This window comes from Methylobacterium sp. SyP6R, from assembly GCF_019216885.1.
GTDB lineage: Bacteria > Pseudomonadota > Alphaproteobacteria > Rhizobiales > Beijerinckiaceae > Methylobacterium.
In genome coordinates this window covers 1,484,680-1,501,202 of sequence record NZ_JAAQRC020000001.1, presented here as the reverse complement: position 1 = coordinate 1,501,202, position 16,523 = coordinate 1,484,680, and the positions used below count along the sequence as shown (strand labels likewise).

Annotated in this window: 17 protein-coding genes; 3 read left to right on the top strand and 14 right to left on the bottom strand. The window is 72.1% G+C overall.

The genetic code is table 11. The features are described 5' to 3' along the window. Positions 1-20: 20 nt before the first annotated feature. The 7 genes from HBB12_RS06865 to HBB12_RS06840 all read right to left on the bottom strand — a co-directional run bounded on the left by HBB12_RS06865 (position 21) and on the right by HBB12_RS06840 (position 5,136). The gene (locus HBB12_RS06865) at positions 21-287 is read right to left on the bottom strand and encodes a hypothetical protein (RefSeq protein ID WP_236988654.1); all 267 of its coding nucleotides are present in this window, start codon (positions 285-287) and stop codon (positions 21-23) included. 325 nt (positions 288-612) lie between these two features. Continuing rightward, entirely contained in the window at positions 613-1,827 is a 1,215-nt protein-coding gene (locus HBB12_RS06860; protein ID WP_236992685.1) for an MFS transporter, read from the bottom strand. A gap of 153 nt (positions 1,828-1,980) precedes the next feature. Then, positions 1,981-2,322, bottom strand: a complete 342-nt coding sequence (locus HBB12_RS34455) for a DUF6883 domain-containing protein (protein ID WP_442919234.1) — start codon at positions 2,320-2,322, stop codon at positions 1,981-1,983. Continuing rightward, entirely contained in the window at positions 2,323-2,574 is a 252-nt protein-coding gene (locus tag HBB12_RS06855) for a DUF4926 domain-containing protein (RefSeq protein WP_236988653.1), read from the bottom strand. A 74-nt stretch (positions 2,575-2,648) separates the two neighbouring features. Further along, the gene (locus HBB12_RS06850; protein ID WP_236988652.1) at positions 2,649-3,407 is read right to left on the bottom strand and encodes an ATP-binding cassette domain-containing protein; all 759 of its coding nucleotides are present in this window, start codon (positions 3,405-3,407) and stop codon (positions 2,649-2,651) included. After that, the gene (locus HBB12_RS06845) at positions 3,388-4,122 is read right to left on the bottom strand and encodes an ABC transporter permease (RefSeq protein ID WP_236988651.1); all 735 of its coding nucleotides are present in this window, start codon (positions 4,120-4,122) and stop codon (positions 3,388-3,390) included. Before HBB12_RS06845 ends, HBB12_RS06850 begins: the two co-directional genes overlap by 20 nt. 15 nt (positions 4,123-4,137) lie before the next feature. Continuing rightward, positions 4,138-5,136 (bottom strand): ABC transporter substrate-binding protein, encoded by a 999-nt coding sequence (locus tag HBB12_RS06840; protein ID WP_236992684.1) that lies wholly within the window; start codon positions 5,134-5,136, stop codon positions 4,138-4,140. A 184-nt stretch (positions 5,137-5,320) separates the two neighbouring features. Between HBB12_RS06840 and HBB12_RS06835 the strand changes: the two genes are divergently transcribed. Further along, the gene (locus tag HBB12_RS06835; RefSeq protein ID WP_236988650.1) at positions 5,321-5,689 is read left to right on the top strand and encodes a 4a-hydroxytetrahydrobiopterin dehydratase; all 369 of its coding nucleotides are present in this window, start codon (positions 5,321-5,323) and stop codon (positions 5,687-5,689) included. Between the two features lie 7 nt (positions 5,690-5,696). Here the strand turns inward: HBB12_RS06835 and HBB12_RS06830 are convergent, their stop codons facing one another. The 7 genes from HBB12_RS06830 to HBB12_RS06800 form a co-directional block, all read right to left on the bottom strand. Next, positions 5,697-7,154: a GGDEF domain-containing protein gene (locus HBB12_RS06830; protein WP_236988649.1), complete on the bottom strand. Its 1,458-nt coding sequence runs from the start codon at positions 7,152-7,154 to the stop codon at positions 5,697-5,699. 244 nt (positions 7,155-7,398) lie between these two features. Beyond that, positions 7,399-7,620, bottom strand: a complete 222-nt coding sequence (locus HBB12_RS06825; RefSeq protein ID WP_236988648.1) for a hypothetical protein — start codon at positions 7,618-7,620, stop codon at positions 7,399-7,401. 87 nt (positions 7,621-7,707) lie between these two features. Beyond that, on the bottom strand, positions 7,708-8,559 hold the full coding sequence (locus HBB12_RS06820) for a metallophosphoesterase (protein ID WP_236988647.1): 852 nt from the start codon (positions 8,557-8,559) through the stop codon (positions 7,708-7,710). A gap of 6 nt (positions 8,560-8,565) precedes the next feature. Beyond that, the gene (locus HBB12_RS06815; RefSeq protein WP_236988646.1) at positions 8,566-9,621 is read right to left on the bottom strand and encodes a DNA polymerase III subunit delta'; all 1,056 of its coding nucleotides are present in this window, start codon (positions 9,619-9,621) and stop codon (positions 8,566-8,568) included. Beyond that, complete coding sequence (tmk, locus tag HBB12_RS06810; RefSeq protein WP_236988645.1) at positions 9,611-10,312, bottom strand: dTMP kinase; 702 nt, start codon at positions 10,310-10,312, stop codon at positions 9,611-9,613. Before tmk ends, HBB12_RS06815 begins: the two co-directional genes overlap by 11 nt. After that, on the bottom strand, positions 10,309-11,550 hold the full coding sequence (locus HBB12_RS06805; RefSeq protein WP_236988644.1) for a D-alanyl-D-alanine carboxypeptidase family protein: 1,242 nt from the start codon (positions 11,548-11,550) through the stop codon (positions 10,309-10,311). Before HBB12_RS06805 ends, tmk begins: the two co-directional genes overlap by 4 nt. Before the next feature lie 427 nt (positions 11,551-11,977). Then, complete coding sequence (locus tag HBB12_RS06800; protein WP_236988643.1) at positions 11,978-13,270, bottom strand: septal ring lytic transglycosylase RlpA family protein; 1,293 nt, start codon at positions 13,268-13,270, stop codon at positions 11,978-11,980. Positions 13,271-13,981: 711 nt separating this feature from the next. Here HBB12_RS06800 and HBB12_RS06795 point away from each other — a divergent pair. Both HBB12_RS06795 and HBB12_RS06790 read left to right on the top strand, forming a co-directional pair. Further along, positions 13,982-14,794 carry a helix-turn-helix transcriptional regulator gene (locus tag HBB12_RS06795; RefSeq protein WP_236988642.1) on the top strand — a complete coding sequence of 271 codons (813 nt, stop codon included), beginning with the start codon at positions 13,982-13,984 and terminating at the stop codon, positions 14,792-14,794. A gap of 171 nt (positions 14,795-14,965) precedes the next feature. Continuing rightward, positions 14,966-16,447, top strand: coding sequence for a methyl-accepting chemotaxis protein (locus HBB12_RS06790; RefSeq protein WP_236988641.1), 1,482 nt, complete (start codon positions 14,966-14,968; stop codon positions 16,445-16,447). The last annotated feature ends 76 nt before the right edge of the window (positions 16,448-16,523 follow it).

Genomic DNA, 16,523 nt, shown 5'->3' with positions numbered 1-16,523 from the left:
CACCGTTCAGACGCGTGCGGTCACCGGCAGGTCGTCACCCGCCGCACGATCCAGCCCTCGCCGTCGACGAACAGCTTCTTGCGCGAGGTCGAGCACTGGGCGTCGTCGGCCTCCGTGGCGGGCGTGGCGACGCTCGATGTCGCGGCGACGTCGCGGGTGGTGCCCGATGCGGCCTTCGGCGCCTTGTCGACCGCGGGCGCGGCGCTCGCAGAGAGCGGGGCGCCGGCCGTGACAAGGGCGGCCAGAAGGGTGAGCAAGGGCAGTCGGGCGCAGGAACGCGCACGCATGATCGGTGATCCCATCGGTTGAAGGCCGTGCGGCACGTCCGGCGACGTCGCTCCGGGGCCGCTGTCTCTCTTGCCATGGATAAGTCGCCAGGGCTCGAAGAGTTGCGTGATCGAAGCGTGTCGGTTGCGAAAACGGTAAACACGGGCATGCGACGCCGCGGTGACATTTCGCACCACGGCGCTGATTGGCTGGAGTGACTGCATCGCTTGATTGATGCCGGATCGTGGTGGAACTGCAATGGACTTCGAACGGCCGAAATCCCGGCGGGTTCCTGCCGCAGTGTCGCCCAGTCGAACCGGGCCTCGACTGGGGCCGCCCCTGGCGTCAGGCGAGCGCCTGCCGCCCCTGCCCCGCCCGGCGCTGCACCAGCCAGAGCGAGATGGCGACGTTGAGCAGGTTCCAGCCGATCCCGTTGGCGAAGGCCGCCGTGTAGGAGCCGCTGAGATCGAAGATCACGCCCGAGAGCCAGCCGCCGAGCGCCATGCCGAACAGGGTCGCCATCAGGACCACCCCGACCCGGCCCCCGGCCTCGCTCGCCGGAAACAGCTCGCGCACGATGATCGCGTAGGCCGGCACGATGCCGCCCTGGAACAGGCCGAACAGGGCCGAGATCACGTAGAGCGAGGTCAGCCCGTCGAAGGCGAGGTAGAGCAGCAGCGCCACGCCCTGGAGCACCGAGCCGACCAGCAGCGTCGGCAAGCCACCGATCCGGTCGGCGAGGAAGCCGGAGGCGACCCGGCTGACGATGCCGAAGCCGAGCATCAGGGACAGCATCTCGGCGCCCCGGGCGACGCCGTAGCCGAGATCGCCGCAATAGGCGACGATGTGGACCTGCGGCATCGACATGGCGACGCAGCAGGCCAGCCCCGCCACCACCAGCAGGCCCTGGAGGACGGAGGGCGGCAGGCCGAGCGTGCCGCCCGCCCCCGCGATCCTGCCCCGTTCGACGCTCGCCACCGGCGGACGCCGGCGCAGCAGCAGGGCGAGCGGCAGCATGGTGGCGAGGCAGAACAGGCCGATGCCGGCTTGCGTGGCGCGCCAGCCATGGGCCGACACCGCGTGCTGGACGAGCGGCGGCCAGATCGTGCCGGCGAGGTAGTTGCCCGCGGCGCAGATCGAGACCGCGATGCCGCGCCGGCGCGCGAACCACAGCGAGATGTCGGCCATCAGCGGCCCGAAGGCGGCCGACGAGCCCAAGAGCCCGATCAGGATCCCGTGCGCGAGCGCGAACTGCCACAGGCTCGTCGAGAGCGCGGTGGCGCCGTAGCCGAGGAACAGGCACACCCCGCCGAGCACCAGCGGCGCCAGGATGCCGAACCGGTCGGCGAGCCGCCCCATCAGCACGCCGCCGAAGGCGAAGCCGACCATCGTGAGGGTGTAGGGCAAGGCGGCGGCCCCCCGGGCGGCGCCGAATTCCGCCTGCACCGCGGGCAGCACCACCACCACCGACCACATGCCGACGCCGCCGATGGTGGAGAGCAGCACGGCGACGACGAGGCGGCGCCAGGCGGCGGCGGAATCGAGCCCGTCGGCGGGCATCGCTTGGGTCGGCACGGGCGCGTCCTCGAATCGCTTATGGCTTTGCCGGTGCTGTAGCAGCCGGGTGGGCCGGCGAGGAGCGTTTCCGGCGCAACCCCTGCCCGCTTCACGGCGTGACGGTCCCGGGCCGGCGGGCCTGCCGGCTGCATCCATTCAGGACGGGTACGCGGTCACGAATCTGGCGATGTACCGTGGATTGTCGGCAGGGACGTGCCAGACCGACAGGATGGAGGGCCTGATTCCACGCGGCGTCGAGATCGGGCCCTCGAAGACGAGGTTCAGCCCCAGGGGTACGACTCGCGCCGGCCTGGAATGCTCCGGCTTGGCGTGTCGCCACAGGGCGTGCGCCAGTTCAATCGGTGCATTCCGATGGAAACCGTGCTTTATGAAGAACTTCGCCTTCGCCGGAGCCGCCCCTTCCCCGTGCAGGAGATAATGGGTGAGCTTCGGAAAGGGGATGACGAAGTCCAGCGGCTCGCAGGGGCCGGGGAACACCTACCCGGCCCGCCGGACCGAGCCGATCTGATGCGGATAGACCGTCGCGAGCGCGTGGATGGGAGTTTCGAACTCGACCCCGAACGCCACCGCATCGCCGTAGACCGCGACGATCGTTCCCGTCGCGCCAGCCGGCACCGTCTCCCCGTCATCGCTCGTGGCGGGAGTCTTCAATGTCACCACGTCGAGTTCCGCCGGGCTGACGAGCGCCCGATCCTCGGCGGCGAAACGATTGAGGGCGGGTGCGGGCATGGCGGCTTCGAGGGACTGCGCAAGATGAAGATAATCGATTCGCCCTGCCTCTCAAGGCCGGGCTCTTCGCACGGTCATCCCTCCGCGACCGTTCCGGGATACTTTGCCGAGAGGTCCCGCCGTATCGCCTCCATCCAGTCGCGGCCGCGCTCGGCCTTGGGCATCCGGATCGGCACCTCCGCCGCCAGGCTCGCCGGCCGGCCGGAGAGCAGCAGCAGCCGGTCGGCCACGGCGAGCGCCTCCGGCACGTTGTGGGTCACCATCAAGACCGCCGCGCCGCGCGAGCCTGCGCTGCCGAACACCGCCGCGCGCAACGAGGCCGCCGCCGCGTCGTCGAGGGAGACGAAGGGCTCGTCGAGGACGAGGAGACCGGGCGCCAAGGCGAGGGCGCGAGCGAGCGCGACCCGCCGGGCCATGCCGAGCGACAGCGCCCGGGGATAGCGCCCGCGCCAGGGGCCGAGGCCCAGTTCCTCGAACAAGGCGTCGAGGGGCTGCCCGCGCTCGGACCGCGGCAGGGACAGGCGCACGTTCTCCTCGACACTGCGCCAGGGCAGGAGCCGCGGTTCCTGGAACACCATGCCGATGCGCAAATCCGGGCGGGTGGCGAGCGCACCCTCGAAATCGCGGTCGAGGCCGAGCAGGATGCGCAAGGTCGTGGTCTTGCCCGCCCCCGACGGGCCGATCAGGCACAGGGTCTCGCCGGGCCCGATCGTGACGGCGAGGTCGCGCACCGCCTCGACCGGCTCGGCACCGGCCGGGCGGTAGACCTTGCGGCGGATTGTCAGGGCGAGGAGCGCGTCGGCGGCGGGCATCTTATCGCCAGCGGCGGGCATGGGCGTCCAGGGGCTGGAGCAGCAGGGCGTCGACCGCCAGCATCACGGCGCTGAACACGAGGCTGTAGCCGATCAGCGCCGCGACGTCGAAGAGCTGGAAATAGTACGAGATGGCGTAGCCGACGCCGTTCGGGCGGCCGAGCAGCTCGACCACCAGCACGATCTTCCAGGCGAGCGACACGCCGGAGCGGGCCGCCGCCACCGCGAAGGGCACGAGCTGGGGCAGGAGCACGTGGCGGATCCAGGTGCGGCGGTCGTAGCGGAAGGCCTGGGCCATCTCCTCGAGGCCGGGATCGAGGCCGCGGGCGCCCTCGCGCAGGATCACCGCGACGTTCGGCATCTTGTTCAGCGCCACCGCCAGGATCGCCGCGGTCTCGGTCAGGCCGAGCCAGATATAGGCCAGCACCGTGATGACGAGCGCCGGGGTGTTGAGCAGCACGAGGAGCGGCGTGTCGAGGAGCCTGTCGGCGGTTCGTGAGCGGCCGAGCGCGATGCCGAGCACCGCCCCCGTCGCCATGGCGAGGCAGAACGAGGCCGCGACCCGCCACAGCGTGATGCCGATGTTGCGCAGAAGGTCGCCGGAGGCCGCCTCCCGCACCACGAAACCCGCCACCGCCTCCGGCGACGGCAGGGTGCGGGGATCGGTGGTGCGGCTCAGGAGCCACCAGCCGGCCAGCAGCAGGACGAGGGATCCGAGACGGGCGAGGAAGGCCATCAGGAAATGGGCCGCTCAGCCATTCGGCCCGCCATCCCAGTACAGCCCCTCCGGCAGGGTCGTGGCCGCCCCGACCAGGCGCTCGCCGCCGAGCCGCGCCAGCACCGCGTAGAGCCGCTCGGCGTCCTGGCGCTCGGCGGCGGCCGGCCGGCGCGGGATGCCCTCCAGGAAGGCGTGCTTGAGCGTGGCGTAGGTCGCCTCGTCCTCCGCCGCCATCAGCGGGCGCACGGCCGCCCAGGCCGCCTCATTGGCGGCGAGCGCCTGCTTGGCCCTGGCCGAGGCCCGGGCGAAGCCCGCGATCGTGCGGGGCTCGCGCTGCAGCAGCGCCTCGTCGAAGACGTAGCCGAGGAGCGCGATCGGGCCCGTCACCCCGAAGGCCTCGGCGATGCCGTCGGCGCCGATCAGGCGGCGGAAACCCCGCGCCTCGAGCCGCGCGCAGAAGGTCCAGTACAGGAGCGCGGCGTCGAGCTCGCCCGATTCGAGCTTGCGCATCAGCAGCGGCGGCGCGCCGAAGACCGGTTGCGCCGCGCGCTCCAGGTCGAGCCCATCCTTCTCGCGGGCGCGGGCCCGCAGGAGCAGCCAGTTCTTGTCGAGCGGGCCCCCCGCCACGCCGATGCGCTTGCCCGCGAGGCCGGCGACCGTCGTCAGGGAACTTCCCCCCGGCACCATCAGGGCGCCCTCGGTGGAGGAATAGGGCAGGAACTTCACCGCCCGCCCCTCCGCCCGCAGGCGCGCGGCCCAGAGCAGGTCGGAGACGATGGTATCGACCTGGCCGCCCTGGAAGGCGATGCGGGCGGCGTCGCTCCCGGCCAGACGCACGCCCTCGAGGCTCAGGCCCTCCGCCGCGTCGATCCCCTCCGCCTTGATCACCGCCGCCTCCCACGAGACGGTGCCGAAGGGCAGGAGGCCGACCTTGAGGGACGTGGCCTGCGGGGGGGCCGGCTGCGCCCCGGCCGCACGGAGTGCGAGCGGCCACAGCCCGGCCGCCGCCATCAATCCGCGCCGTGAGAGCATGGGCGCCCCTCCCTGTTGCCCGGCCTTGTATCCGGCCGTGTCGCCGGCCGCCGCCCAGAGGTAGGCGGCGCGGCCGGGATCGTCCACCGCTTGCGCGCGGGGATGCGAGGCCGCACCCTGGGCGGGCCCGGTCCCGCGGTCACTTGTACTATCGTCGGGCGGGTTGTTCAGGGAGATGGACGCCATGCCGAGGGACGAAGTCCTCAGCCCCGACGTGATTGCCGCGCGCCTCGCCGACCTGCCGGCCTGGAAAGAGGCCGACGGCTGGATCAGCCGCACCTACCGGACGAACAGCTGGAAGGGCACGCTGATGGTGATCAACACCGTCGGGCACCTCGCCGAGGCCGCCTGGCACCACCCGGACCTCACCGCCTCCTATGCCTGGGTCGAGGTGCGGCTCACCACCCACTCGGCCAAGGGCCTGACCGAGAAGGATTTTGCTTTGGCGAAGAAGATCGAGGAGGTGGTCGGCTGGCAGCCGGGGCTGGAGGGCGGCGCGCTGGAGGGCACGCCCACGGACCCGCGCTTCGCCTACATCAAGCACGACCGGTAGAGACGACTCACGCCGTTCTTGCCGAGGTAGGCCGCCCGGTGCGCTTGGCGCGGTAGAGCGCCATGTCGGCGGCGTGCACGACGTCCTCGAAGCGCAGTCCCGGCGCATGCAGCGCGGTGCCGCAGGACATCGACAGCAGCAGGGTCGTGCCGTCGTCGAGGGTCAGCGGCGCGCGGCGCAAGGCCTCCCGCAGGCGTGCCGCGACGAGGCCCGCCTGGTCGAGGTCCGTCCCCGGAAGCAGGACCAGGAACTCGTCGCCGCCGACGCGCCCGATCGTGTCGGATTCGCGCAGGCTGGCGCGCAGCACCGAGACCAGGTGGACGAGCGCCCGGTCCCCCGCCCCGTGGCCGTGCCGGTCGTTGACCTCCTTGAAGACGTCGAGGTCGAGGGCGATCAGGCCCGAAGGCGCGCGGCTCCCGTCCCGCATCGCCGCCTCGGCCGCGTCGCGGAAGCCTGCGCGGTTGAGGGTCCCGGTCAGGGGGTCGGTGGCGGCGAGGCGGGCGAGCTCGGCCTCCCGCACCCGCAGGGCCTCGGCGCGCCGCGACAGGGAGGCGAAGCGCGCGCCCCGGGCGGCGAGCGCCGCCGCCACCGGCAGGCAGGTGAGCAGGAGGATGGCGAGGAAGCCCTGGAACAGGGCGGCCTGCTCGTGGGAATCCGGCGTGATGGTGGCGATCGGCCCCTGGCCGCGCAGGGTCGCGATCGTGCCGATCACCGCGACGACCGTGACGGCGGCCTTGGTGCCGAGCCGCCCGACCCGGAACGTCACCAGCATCACGGGGCCGAACAGCGCGAACAGCAGCGGCCGCGCGGCGACGAAGAACACCCCGTAGGCGGCGGCCGCGGTCAGGGCCTGGAGCCCGACCGCCTCCGCGCGCTCCCGCCAGTCCTTGCTCGCGAAGCACCGCCGGTAGTCGCCGCGCAGGAGGGCGAAGAAGAACGGGGTGAAGATCAGGAGGCCGAGCCCGTCGCTCAGGACCCAGGTGACGAACGCCGCCCTCAGGTCCTGCCCGAACAGCAGCCGGGCGATGGCCGCGCCCCCGAGCCCGCTGAGCACCGGGGCGACCAGGCCGCAGACCACGATGAAGCGGCCGACGACGGCGGGCGCCGCCAGGAGGTCGTCGCCCGAGCTTGCCTGATCCTTGGCCTGATCCTTGCGCCTACCCTCGAGCGCGGGCCGGAGCAGGCTCGCCGCGACGTAGACCTCGAGGAGGTTGCACGCGCCGAAGAGCAGCGGGCCCGCACCGAAGCCGCGCGTCACCGCGTTCGCCGCCACGCCGGCCAGGTAGCCGGCGCCGAGCGGGCCCGCCCACGCCGCGGGGCGGCGGTCGAGCAGGGCGGCGAGGACGACGGCGTTGGCCGGCCACACGGTGGCGATGTCGCGGCCGTCGCTCGTGAGGTGGATCGTGCCCGCCGCCAGCAGGAAGGACAGGAAGCCGACGATGCACGCAGTCCGTCCGTCCGTCATCGCACGCTTCCTGGCACCAAATCCGGGTCGTGCCCGATGGCGCTGACGACCTCTGAAGCGCAAGATGATAGCGTACCCGTTGACGGTCATCTAACGACGCAGAGGTCCCTCCCGCGCTCTAGGCTGGATGGCATAGCAACGTAACGGTAAAATCATGGATGGTGGCAGTCTCGCCCTGCCTGCAACCATTGATCTATACGACGAAATGCTGAGTCCCATTGGCGTAAGGGCGATCCGGCGCAACTCAGCCGCCCGTCTTCACCCGCCGGCACTGCGTCTTCAGGTAGGCGGTCTGCCCGATGCCGTCGCGGACCTGCGAGCGGGCGATGATCTCCTGCCAGCCGGTGGCGCAGCCGATCTCGCTCGCGACCCGGGTCTTGAACACGTCGGTGGCGTTCGCCTCCTCGCAATCCTGCACCGGGATCGCCTGGGCGCAGATCAGCACCACCGCCAGAAAGCCGTTCATGACCCGCCTCCTTCACCGAGACCGGTCATGATGGAGCGCGGCGGCGCGACTCCAACCCGTCCCAAAAGTCCAATCCGGACCCCGGTCTCAGGCCGGAACCTCCACCACGCGCTCAGGCGCGAAGGTGCGGCCTTCGACGGGGTTGGCGAGGCAGCGCGTGCCGTGAAGCGCGAGGTCGTGGGCGGCGTGGAAGTGGCCGGAGACCCAGAGGGCCGGCCGGTCGGCATCGGCCAGGTCGGCGAGCAGCGTGGTGGCGTAGAAGGCCGGCACCCACCAGGGCACGCCGGGGGCATCGCGAAACCGGTCGGCGGCCTCCGCGATCGGCGGGTGGTGGGTGACCGCGACGGTCGGGCCCGGATGCGGCCGGGCGAGCGCGGCCATCATGGCGGCCTTGTCGGCCGCATGGGCGTCCATCGCGGCTTGCGGCGTCCAGGGCGTGCCGTCGCCCTGGCGGATCGCCCGGTACTCCCGCGAGCCGGTCGCCGGATCGGTCATGCGGGCGGCGGCATAGGCGACCGGGTCGGCGGGCCGGTCGGGGGTATCGGGGCTGAGCCAGCGCCCGGCGAGCCGCCAATCGCTCCACAGGGTGGCGCCGACGAAGCGCACGCCGTCGATGATGCGGGTCTCGCCGCCTTCGAGCAGCACCACCCGCTCGCGGGAGGCCTCCCGGTTGATCGCCTCCACCCCGGCCCGGAGCGCCGCCAGCAGCTCGGGGGCGGTGCGGGGATCGCCGGCGGGGGCGTAACGCTCGTGGTTGCCCGGCACCAGAACGACCGGCCGCTCGCCGGAGAGCTGCAGCAGCGCGGCGAGGCCTCGTTCCGGCTCGCCCTCCCAGACGTCGCCGGCGCAGACCATCACGTCGAAGGGGTGGGTCGGGGCCGTGACCGCTGCCAGCGGCCGGCGCTCGAGATGCAGGTCGGAGAGCGGGAAGAGGCGCATCTGGCGTCAGGCGCCGAACAGCGACAGCACCACCGGCCGCCGGTCGAGGTTGTAGACCTGCGCCTCCCGGGCGGCCTTGGCGGCGCGCTCGGCGGCGTCGGCGAGCGCCGCGAGGCGGGACGGCGGCTCGCCCTGGCGGTGCGCGATCTCGGCGGCGAGCCGCCGCTGCACCGTGTCGAGGGCGGTGGCGTAGAGCCCGTCGGCGTCGCGGCCGGCGAGCCGCTCGGCGAGCTTCAGGGCGCGGCGCCAATCCGGCCGGTCGCCCTGGTCCAGGAGCGCCTCGACCTCGTCGACCACCCCGATCGTGTCGGGATCGAGGAGGTCGATGGCGCGGGCGACCGAGCCCTCGCTCAAGGACGCCGCCCGCTCGATCAGCTCCGGCGACATGACGGCCTGCGGCAGCTTGCCGGCCTGCGCGGGCCCGAGGCTGCGGAGCACCCGCGCCACCTCCCCGGTCGCGAGGGGCCTGAGGGCGAGGCGGCGGCAGCGCGAGCGGATGGTCGGCAGCAGGCGCCCGGGGGCGTGGCTGACGATCAGGAACAGCGAGCGCGGCGGCGGCTCCTCGATCACCTTCAGGAGCGCGTTGGCGCTGGCGAGGTTCAGTTCGTCGGCGCAATCGACGATGCAGATCCGGTAGCCGGCATCCGCCGAGGTCGCCGAGAAGAGGTGGAGGGCGCGCCGCGCCGCATCGACGCCGATCTGGGTCGGCACGGTCTTGGCTCCCGGCGCCTTCTGGCGGCGCAACAGGACGAGGTTGGGGTGCGACAGGCCGGCGACCTGGCGCGCCACCGTGTGGCCGGGCGGCAGCGCCAGGCTGTCGGGCACGCCCGCGCCGTCGCCGCGGGCGAGCAGGTGGCGGGCGACCCGGAAGGCGAGCGTCGCCTTGCCGATGCCCTTCGGCCCGCCGATGAGCCAGGCATGGTGCAGCCGCCCGGCGCCGATCGCCTCGCGGAAGGCCCGCTCGGCCGCCTCCTGGCCGAGGAGATCGGTCTGCTCGCGCGGGCGCGGCACGCCCGGGATCTCGCCCGGTTCGAGCTCGTCGTCACCCTTCTCAGGCGGCATCGGAGGTTCCCCGGACGAGGTGGGGCAGCCGCGAGGCGACCGCCGCGCGGATCGCCTGCGCGACGGCGTCGGGCGTCCTTTGCGCGTCGATGACCGCGCAACGCGCCGGCTCGGCCGCCGCGATGGCGAGGAAGGCCGCCCGCAGGCGCTGGTGAAACCCCAAGGTCTCGGCCTCGAACCGGTCGGGGCCGCTCGCCGCGGCGCGGTCGCGCTGGCGCGCCCGGGCCAGGCCGGTCTCGGGCGGCAGATCGAGGATCAGGGTCAGGTCGGGCCGGGTCGCCCCCACCACCACCCGCTCCAGGGCGGCGAGCGTCTCGGCCTCGACCCCGCCGGCGGCGCCCTGATAGGCCCGCGTCGAATCGCTGAAGCGGTCGCACAGCACGATCGCGCCGCGGGCGAGGCTCGGGCGGATCAGGGTCGCGAGGTGGTCGAGGCGGGCTGCGGCGAACATCAGCGCCTCGGCGAAGGGGCCGTAGGGCTTGGCGACGCCCGACAGCACCGCTGCGCGGATCCGCTCGGCCCGGGGCGAGCCGCCGGGCTCGCGGGTGGTCACCACTTCGCGGGGGGCTTCCGCGCCGGTGCGCAGCCAGGCCGCGAGCGTCGCGATCTGGGTCGACTTGCCGGCGCCCTCGCCGCCCTCGAAGGTGATGAAGCAGCCGGGATGTCCGGTCGCGATCGGCGCGTCGCTCACGACTTGCTGGTGATCCGGCTGAGGGCCTGGCGGAACCAGCCGGTCCCGACCTCCAGGGCCGCGTCGAGGGCGCGCTGGGTCATGGTGCCGGCGGGCACCGATTCGGCAGTGTAGAGCGGCATGTCGAGCACCACCTGATCGCCGCGGGTGACCTTGAGCCGGCCGACCTCGCGGCCTGCCTCCACCGGGGCGGTCAGCGGGCCCTGGTAGGTGGCCCGCGCCACCAGCCGGTCGCCGTTGCCCCGCGGCAGCATCAGCCGCACCGGCTTCTTCGTCACGAGGGGCACCCGGCCCTTCTCGCCCCCGAAGGTCTCGGCCTCCGCCACGGTCTCGCCGGCATTGAAGACCTGGCGCGCCTCGAAGGCGCGAAAACCCCATTCGATCAGCTTGCGCGATTCCGCGGCGCGGTCGCGGGCGGTCTTGAGGCCGCTCACCACCAGGACCAGGCGCTGGCCGTTCTGCACCGCCGAGCCGGTCAGGCCGTAGCCGGATTCCTCGAGGTAGCCGGTCTTCAGCCCGTCGGCGCCGATGTCGAGGGTGAGCAGCGGGTTGCGGTTCTGCTGGCGGATCTTGTTCCAGGTGAATTCGCGCTCGGCAAAGAGCTTGTAGTTCTCCGGATAGGTCTCGATCAGGTGGATGGCGAGCTTCGCAAGGTCGCGGGCCGTCACCTTCTGGTCCGGCGCCGAGTAGCCGGTGGCGTTGCGGAAGGTCGAGCGCTCGAGCCCGATCTCACCCGCGTGCCGGTTCATGATCTGGGCGAAGTTGTCCTCGGTACCGGCGACGCCCTCGGCCGCGGCGATCGCCGCGTCGTTGCCGGATTGCACGATGATGCCGCGCAGGAGGTCGGGCAGCTTCACCTTGCTGTTGAGCTGGGCGAACATCGACGATCCGCCGCCGCCTGCGCCGCCGCGGCGCCAGGCATTCTCGCTGATGGTGAACTCGGTGTCGGGGCCGAGCTTGCCCTTGCGCATCTCGTCGAACAGCACCTCGACGGTCATCAGCTTGGCCATGCTGGCGGGCGAGAACGGCTCGTCGGCGCCCTTCTCGAACAGGACCGCACCGGTATCGGCGTCGATCAGGATCGCGTGCGGCGCCAGCGTCTGGAAGGCGGGAGTCTGGGTGGCTTGCGCCCGCGCGTCGGAGACCGCCAGCGAGGCCCCAAGGAGGGCCGCCAGGGCCAAGGCGGCGGCACGGCGCGTAAGCGCCCTGCCCGCTCCGGTGGTCGCTGTCACACGCATGAACCTGCCGCCTTGCCGCTACCGCTCGAAACCCAGGCCGATCGGGCCATCCGCCGACCGGGACATTTGCCGCACTGTGCCGTTCCGCTCGGGCACGCGCAACCGCGCCTGTGCCGCAGTGCGGGATGGGGAACCGTTTCGGATGTGGACTCCGGTGAGACGACCATGTGATGTCGCGACGTCGCCGAGACTGGCAAAATCGAGCCGTCCGACCATCTCCATCGATCCATCCCACCCACGACCTCATCCCGAGGTGTCGGTCGATTGACGATCGACCGACCTCGAAGGAGAGATCCGGAAGTCTCCGAGATCCCTGGAGCCCTCCTTCGAGGTCAGTCCATCAAGGATGGACTGACATCTCAGGATGAGGCTGTGGGTGGGATACCGGTGACCTCCGCCATCCCACGGCCGAAGGCCGCCCCGGCCCTCAATACATGCCCGCCACCTTCGACCGCGGCGGTGCGCCGGGCTTGTGGCCGGTCGACTTGGCGTCCTCCCTGTCGCCCTTCTGGGCGCCGGCGAGGCGCAAAGGCGGTGCGATCGGCAGCGGGCCGCTCTTCGCGATGACGGTCGTCTGTGCAGGCCTGCCCTTGGTCGTCGGCGCAGCGGCGGCGTGCATCGCCTGGGCGAGCGAGGCGCGGTCCGGAGCCGGATGGCCCGCATAGGCCAGGACCTGGCTCGGCGGGGCCGGCCGGCGGGACAGGGTGGCGGGGGCCTGCGCCGCGGCGGCGGGCTTGGCGGCACGGGGCGCGGCGAGGCCGGGATTCAGGCCTTCGATGGCGGCCATGCGCAGGGGCGCCGCGGCGGGGGCCGCATGGGGTTTGACCGGCGCCGCAAGAGCCCTGGCCGGCGCCTCGGCCACCCGGACCGGCGCAGGCTGGCGCACCGGCCGGCGGATCTCCGGCTCGGCCTCGGCGACCTGCACGGGCGCGACGACCCGCGGCTTCTCGACGATCGGCGGCACCGGCTCCGGCTCGGGCTGGCGGAACGCGAACGGCTTTGCGTCGTCGCCCGCATCCGCCACCATGATGTTGGCGCCGAAGGGCGAGCCGGCCGGCGTCCCGTCGGTGCGCAAGGTGGCCATCAGCTTGCGGTCGTCGCTGCCGCCGACAGAGGCCTTGCCGACATACTCGACCCGGACCTTGGTGGTGCCGCGGCGGCGGAAATCGAGGGCCTCGGCCACCGCCTGGGACACGTCCATCAGCCGGTCGGCGTGGTAGGGCCCGCGGTCGTTGACCCGCACCACCATCGAGTGGCCGTTCTGGAGGTTGGTGACCCGGGCGTAGCTCGGCAGCGGCAGGGTCGGATGCGCCGCCGCGACCGAGAATCGGTCGAAGATCTCGCCGTTGGCGGTCTGGCGGCCGTGAAAGGCGGTGCCGTACCAGGAGGCCAGGCCTTCGCGCACGTAGCCGCGGGCATCCTGGCGCGGCACGTAGGTGCGGCCGCCGACGACGTAGGGCTTGCCGGTCATCTGCCGGCCGCCGCCCTTGGGGATCTTGTCGTTCTCGCCGTAGAGGCGCGGGCTCGCGGCGACCCCGTATTTCGGATCGATCTCGCGGCCGCCGCTGCGCACCGCCAGGTTCTTGGGCGTCGGCCCGGCGCAATTGGCCGCCGCGAGCGCGATCCCCGCCACCGCGGCCCACTTGACGACCGGCACAGGCCGGAGGGCCCCCCGTTCCGTCTCCGGACGCGGAGAACCGCTCTTCGAAGATCCCGCCATCGACCCCTCGGATCCCCGTGCCGCCCCGAGCGCCGCCCCCGCCGAAAGGGCTGGAGAGGCGGGCGCTCGAGACTGCAACAGGGTTACGCTGCACTTGTCGAGGACCCTGACGGGCCTGCGTAAATGAAAGCTCAACGGTGGTTTTCGCGCGAGTCCCGTCCACCGTCATCCACAGGCCGTCGGTCCGGCCGGGGACAGGGGGCGTGGACCGACATCCTTCCAGGCCGCTCACCGTCGACGATCGACCCTCGCGCCGCGGTCCGGCCCGGTCGTCGATGCAGGACCGGCACCCGGCATCGAGGGGGGAGCCCGCCGGGCACTCAGTCCGGCCCTGCCCGATCCCTTGACGCAGGTCGCCTTCTGCTGTTGCCTCACGGCTCAAGTCGTCGTCCGCTGACACGAAATCCGGAAGAGCACTTCCGGATTTCGTGTCACGAGCCCGCGACGGTGAAGCTTCGCTTCACACGCCTGAGCGAAGCCGATTTCCGCATCGCGAAGCGATCAGCCGGAAATCGTATGACTGGATGTCTCCGAATGTCGGAAACGGGAAGAAGGTCCATTCCCTGGCGTCCGCAATCCTTCTTCTCCCATCAACTCCACAGCGAGCGGGCCTTCGATCTGCTGAACGAGCATGGCGGCATCGCGGTCGATTTCCATGCACTGCGCAGGACCGGTCCGCATCTGTCGGTCGAGGGCGGCCAGAGCCGGACGATGAGCCTCTGGCTCACGCAGTCGACCACGGGCTTCCTGACCGTGCCGAAACTCGAGGCGGACCTGTTCACGATCCGCTTCGTGACCCGCGGCTGGATGATGCGCCGCAACCGGACCGGCGAGCATCTCGGCCATCCGGGTTACGCGATGTTCGTGGCCTTCGAGGACATGCGCAGCGAGGAGGCCTCGGCCCGTTTCGCCGCGATCAGCGGAACGATCACCCGGGCCGCCCTGCTGGCCAGCCACCGGGCGCTCGACGACGCGGACGACGGGTCCTGTCCCGAATTCGAGCCGGTCACGCCGGTCGAGACGCTGCCGATGCGCGCGTTCCTGTCGTGCTTCCAGCGGCTCCATCGGCGCCTGCGGCAGGTCGACCCGGCGCAGGACCTGTTCTTCCCCCTGTTCGAGGAGATCGTCAGCTACCAGCTCCTCTCCTGCTGGCCGCGCCGTCCGGGCGCGCCCAGGCGTGACCGTGCGGCGGTCTCCTCGCCGGGCCTGCGCGCGGCGATGGACTACATCGATGCGCATCTCGGCGAGGCCCTGAGGCTCGTCGACGTCGCGGCCGCCGCGGGCGTCGGCGTGCGCACGCTCCAGCAGGCCTTCAAGCGCGAGCTGGGCACGACGCCCCTGGGCTTCATCGTCGAGCGGCGCATGCAGCGGGTCCACGCGGATCTCGCCTCCCCGGACAACGCGGACCGATCGGTCGCCGACGTGGCGCGCCGCTGGGGCTTCGTGCACATGAGCGACTTCGCGCAGCGCTACCGCCGGCGCTTCGGCTGCACGCCGACCGAGACGCGTCGGCAGGCCCGGTGATGCCGAAGCGGTGAACGCTCATGGGCGTATCACGATCGCGCATGGCGCTGTCATCTTTGCGACGATGAATCTTCAATCAATTCGATAACATTCGAGCCGATTTCTGTGTCTCGTCCTCTCGTGCCAAGGTCCCAGAGCCTTCTGCGCCGATCGATGAGGATGGGAGATGGTATGATGTTCAAGTTCGACGGCTTCATGGCGCGTTCCACGCTGCGCGCGCTCGATCGATCGCACGCCATGATCACCTTCGGCCCGGACGGAACCATCCTGTCGGCGAACGAGACCTTCCTCGCCATGATGGGCTACGCGTCCTCCGACCTGCAGGGCCGGCATCACCGCATGCTCCTGCCCGTCGCCGAGCGGGACGGCGATGCCGGCCGGGCCTTCTGGGACGACCTTGTGCGCGGCACGCCGCGCGAGGGCGAGGGCCTGCGGCTCGCGAAGGGCGGCCGCGAGGTCTGGCTCTGGGCGAGCTACAATCCCGTGCCCGGGCGCGACGGGCGCATCGTCCGGATCGTCACGGTCGCGGCCGACATCACCGACGCCAAGCGGCGCGGCCTCGATGCCGAGGGACGGCTGACCGCCCTCGACCGCTCGCAGGCGGTGGTCACCTTCACGCCCGACGGCACGATCGAGGAGGCCAACGAGAACTTCCTCGACGCCCTCGGCTACCGGCTCCACGAGATCCGCGGCCGTCACCACTCCCTGTTCGTCGATCCCGCCGAGCGGGACACGGAGGCCTATCGGGCGTTCTGGCCGTCCCTGCAGGCCGGCGAGTTCCAGGCGGCGGAGTACAGGCGCCTCGGCAAGGACGGGCGCGAGGTCTGGATCCAGGGAACCTACAACCCGATCCTCGACGCGCGGGGACGGGTCCTGCGCGTGGTGAAGTTCGCCACCGACGTCACCGCGCAGGTGCGCGACCGGCAACGCCGGGCCGAGGCGGGCCGCATGATCGCCGGCGACCTCGCGGTCATCGGCGACGCGGTGAGCGACGTCACCGACCGGAGCGGCCAGGCGGCCAGGGCGGTCGAGCGGGTCTCGGGCGACATCCAGGCCGTGGCGGCGGGAGCGGAAGAGCTCGCCGCCTCCGTGGCCGAGATCGGCCAGCAGGTCGCGCACGCCTCCACGATCTCCCGGGCGGCGGTGGCGCAGGCGCAGGGGACCGGCACGATCGTGGCCGGGTTGAGCGGGCAGGCCGAGCGGATCGGCGCGGTGGTCGGCCTGATCCAGTCCATCGCCGAGCAGACCAACCTGCTGGCGCTCAACGCGACCATCGAGGCGGCCCGGGCGGGCGCGGCGGGCCGCGGCTTCTCCGTCGTCGCCGCCGAGGTGAAGGCGCTGGCCGGCCAGACGGCCCGGGCCATCGACGAGATCCGGGCCCGGATCGACGCGACGCGCGCCGCCACCCACGAGGCCGTTGCCGCCATCGGCACGATCCAGGCGACGATCCGGGACCTGGACGCGGTCTCGGGCGCGATCGCCGCCGCGGTCGAGGAGCAGGCCGTGGTGACGCGCGAGATGTCGGGCTCGATGCAGGCCGCCTCCCAGGGCGCCGGGCAGATCGCCGCGGGCGTCGGCGCGATCGCCGGGGCCGTCGCGCAGGTCGACCGCGCGACCCGGCAGGTGCGGGAGGTCTCCCGGGCCATCGCGTGACGCGGGCGGGCGCCGCCATGAACGGATTCTCGGGACCGGATCATGGGGACCGGATCATGGGGACCGATCCTTGGGA

What these genes read in the sequence shown, in the direction of transcription:
- HBB12_RS06855 (WP_236988653.1), bottom strand. Translation starts at nt 2,574, where the DNA reads ATGCCCGCACCCGCCCTCAATCGTTTCGCCGCCGAGGATCGGGCGCTC.
- HBB12_RS06865 (WP_236988654.1), bottom strand. Translation starts at nt 287, where the DNA reads ATGCGTGCGCGTTCCTGCGCCCGACTGCCCTTGCTCACCCTTCTGGCC.
- HBB12_RS06800 (WP_236988643.1), bottom strand. Translation starts at nt 13,270, where the DNA reads ATGGCGGGATCTTCGAAGAGCGGTTCTCCGCGTCCGGAGACGGAACGG.
- HBB12_RS06845 (WP_236988651.1), bottom strand. Translation starts at nt 4,122, where the DNA reads ATGGCCTTCCTCGCCCGTCTCGGATCCCTCGTCCTGCTGCTGGCCGGC.
- HBB12_RS06795 (WP_236988642.1), top strand. Translation starts at nt 13,982, where the DNA reads ATGAGCCTCTGGCTCACGCAGTCGACCACGGGCTTCCTGACCGTGCCG.
- HBB12_RS06850 (WP_236988652.1), bottom strand. Translation starts at nt 3,407, where the DNA reads ATGCCCGCCGCTGGCGATAAGATGCCCGCCGCCGACGCGCTCCTCGCC.
- HBB12_RS06835 (WP_236988650.1), top strand. Translation starts at nt 5,321, where the DNA reads ATGCCGAGGGACGAAGTCCTCAGCCCCGACGTGATTGCCGCGCGCCTC.
- HBB12_RS06860 (WP_236992685.1), bottom strand. Translation starts at nt 1,827, where the DNA reads ATGCCCGCCGACGGGCTCGATTCCGCCGCCGCCTGGCGCCGCCTCGTC.
- HBB12_RS06830 (WP_236988649.1), bottom strand. Translation starts at nt 7,154, where the DNA reads ATGACGGACGGACGGACTGCGTGCATCGTCGGCTTCCTGTCCTTCCTG.
- HBB12_RS06825 (WP_236988648.1), bottom strand. Translation starts at nt 7,620, where the DNA reads ATGAACGGCTTTCTGGCGGTGGTGCTGATCTGCGCCCAGGCGATCCCG.
- HBB12_RS06805 (WP_236988644.1), bottom strand. Translation starts at nt 11,550, where the DNA reads ATGCGTGTGACAGCGACCACCGGAGCGGGCAGGGCGCTTACGCGCCGT.
- HBB12_RS06840 (WP_236992684.1), bottom strand. Translation starts at nt 5,136, where the DNA reads ATGCTCTCACGGCGCGGATTGATGGCGGCGGCCGGGCTGTGGCCGCTC.
- HBB12_RS06790 (WP_236988641.1), top strand. Translation starts at nt 14,966, where the DNA reads ATGATGTTCAAGTTCGACGGCTTCATGGCGCGTTCCACGCTGCGCGCG.
- HBB12_RS06820 (WP_236988647.1), bottom strand. Translation starts at nt 8,559, where the DNA reads ATGCGCCTCTTCCCGCTCTCCGACCTGCATCTCGAGCGCCGGCCGCTG.
- HBB12_RS06815 (WP_236988646.1), bottom strand. Translation starts at nt 9,621, where the DNA reads ATGCCGCCTGAGAAGGGTGACGACGAGCTCGAACCGGGCGAGATCCCG.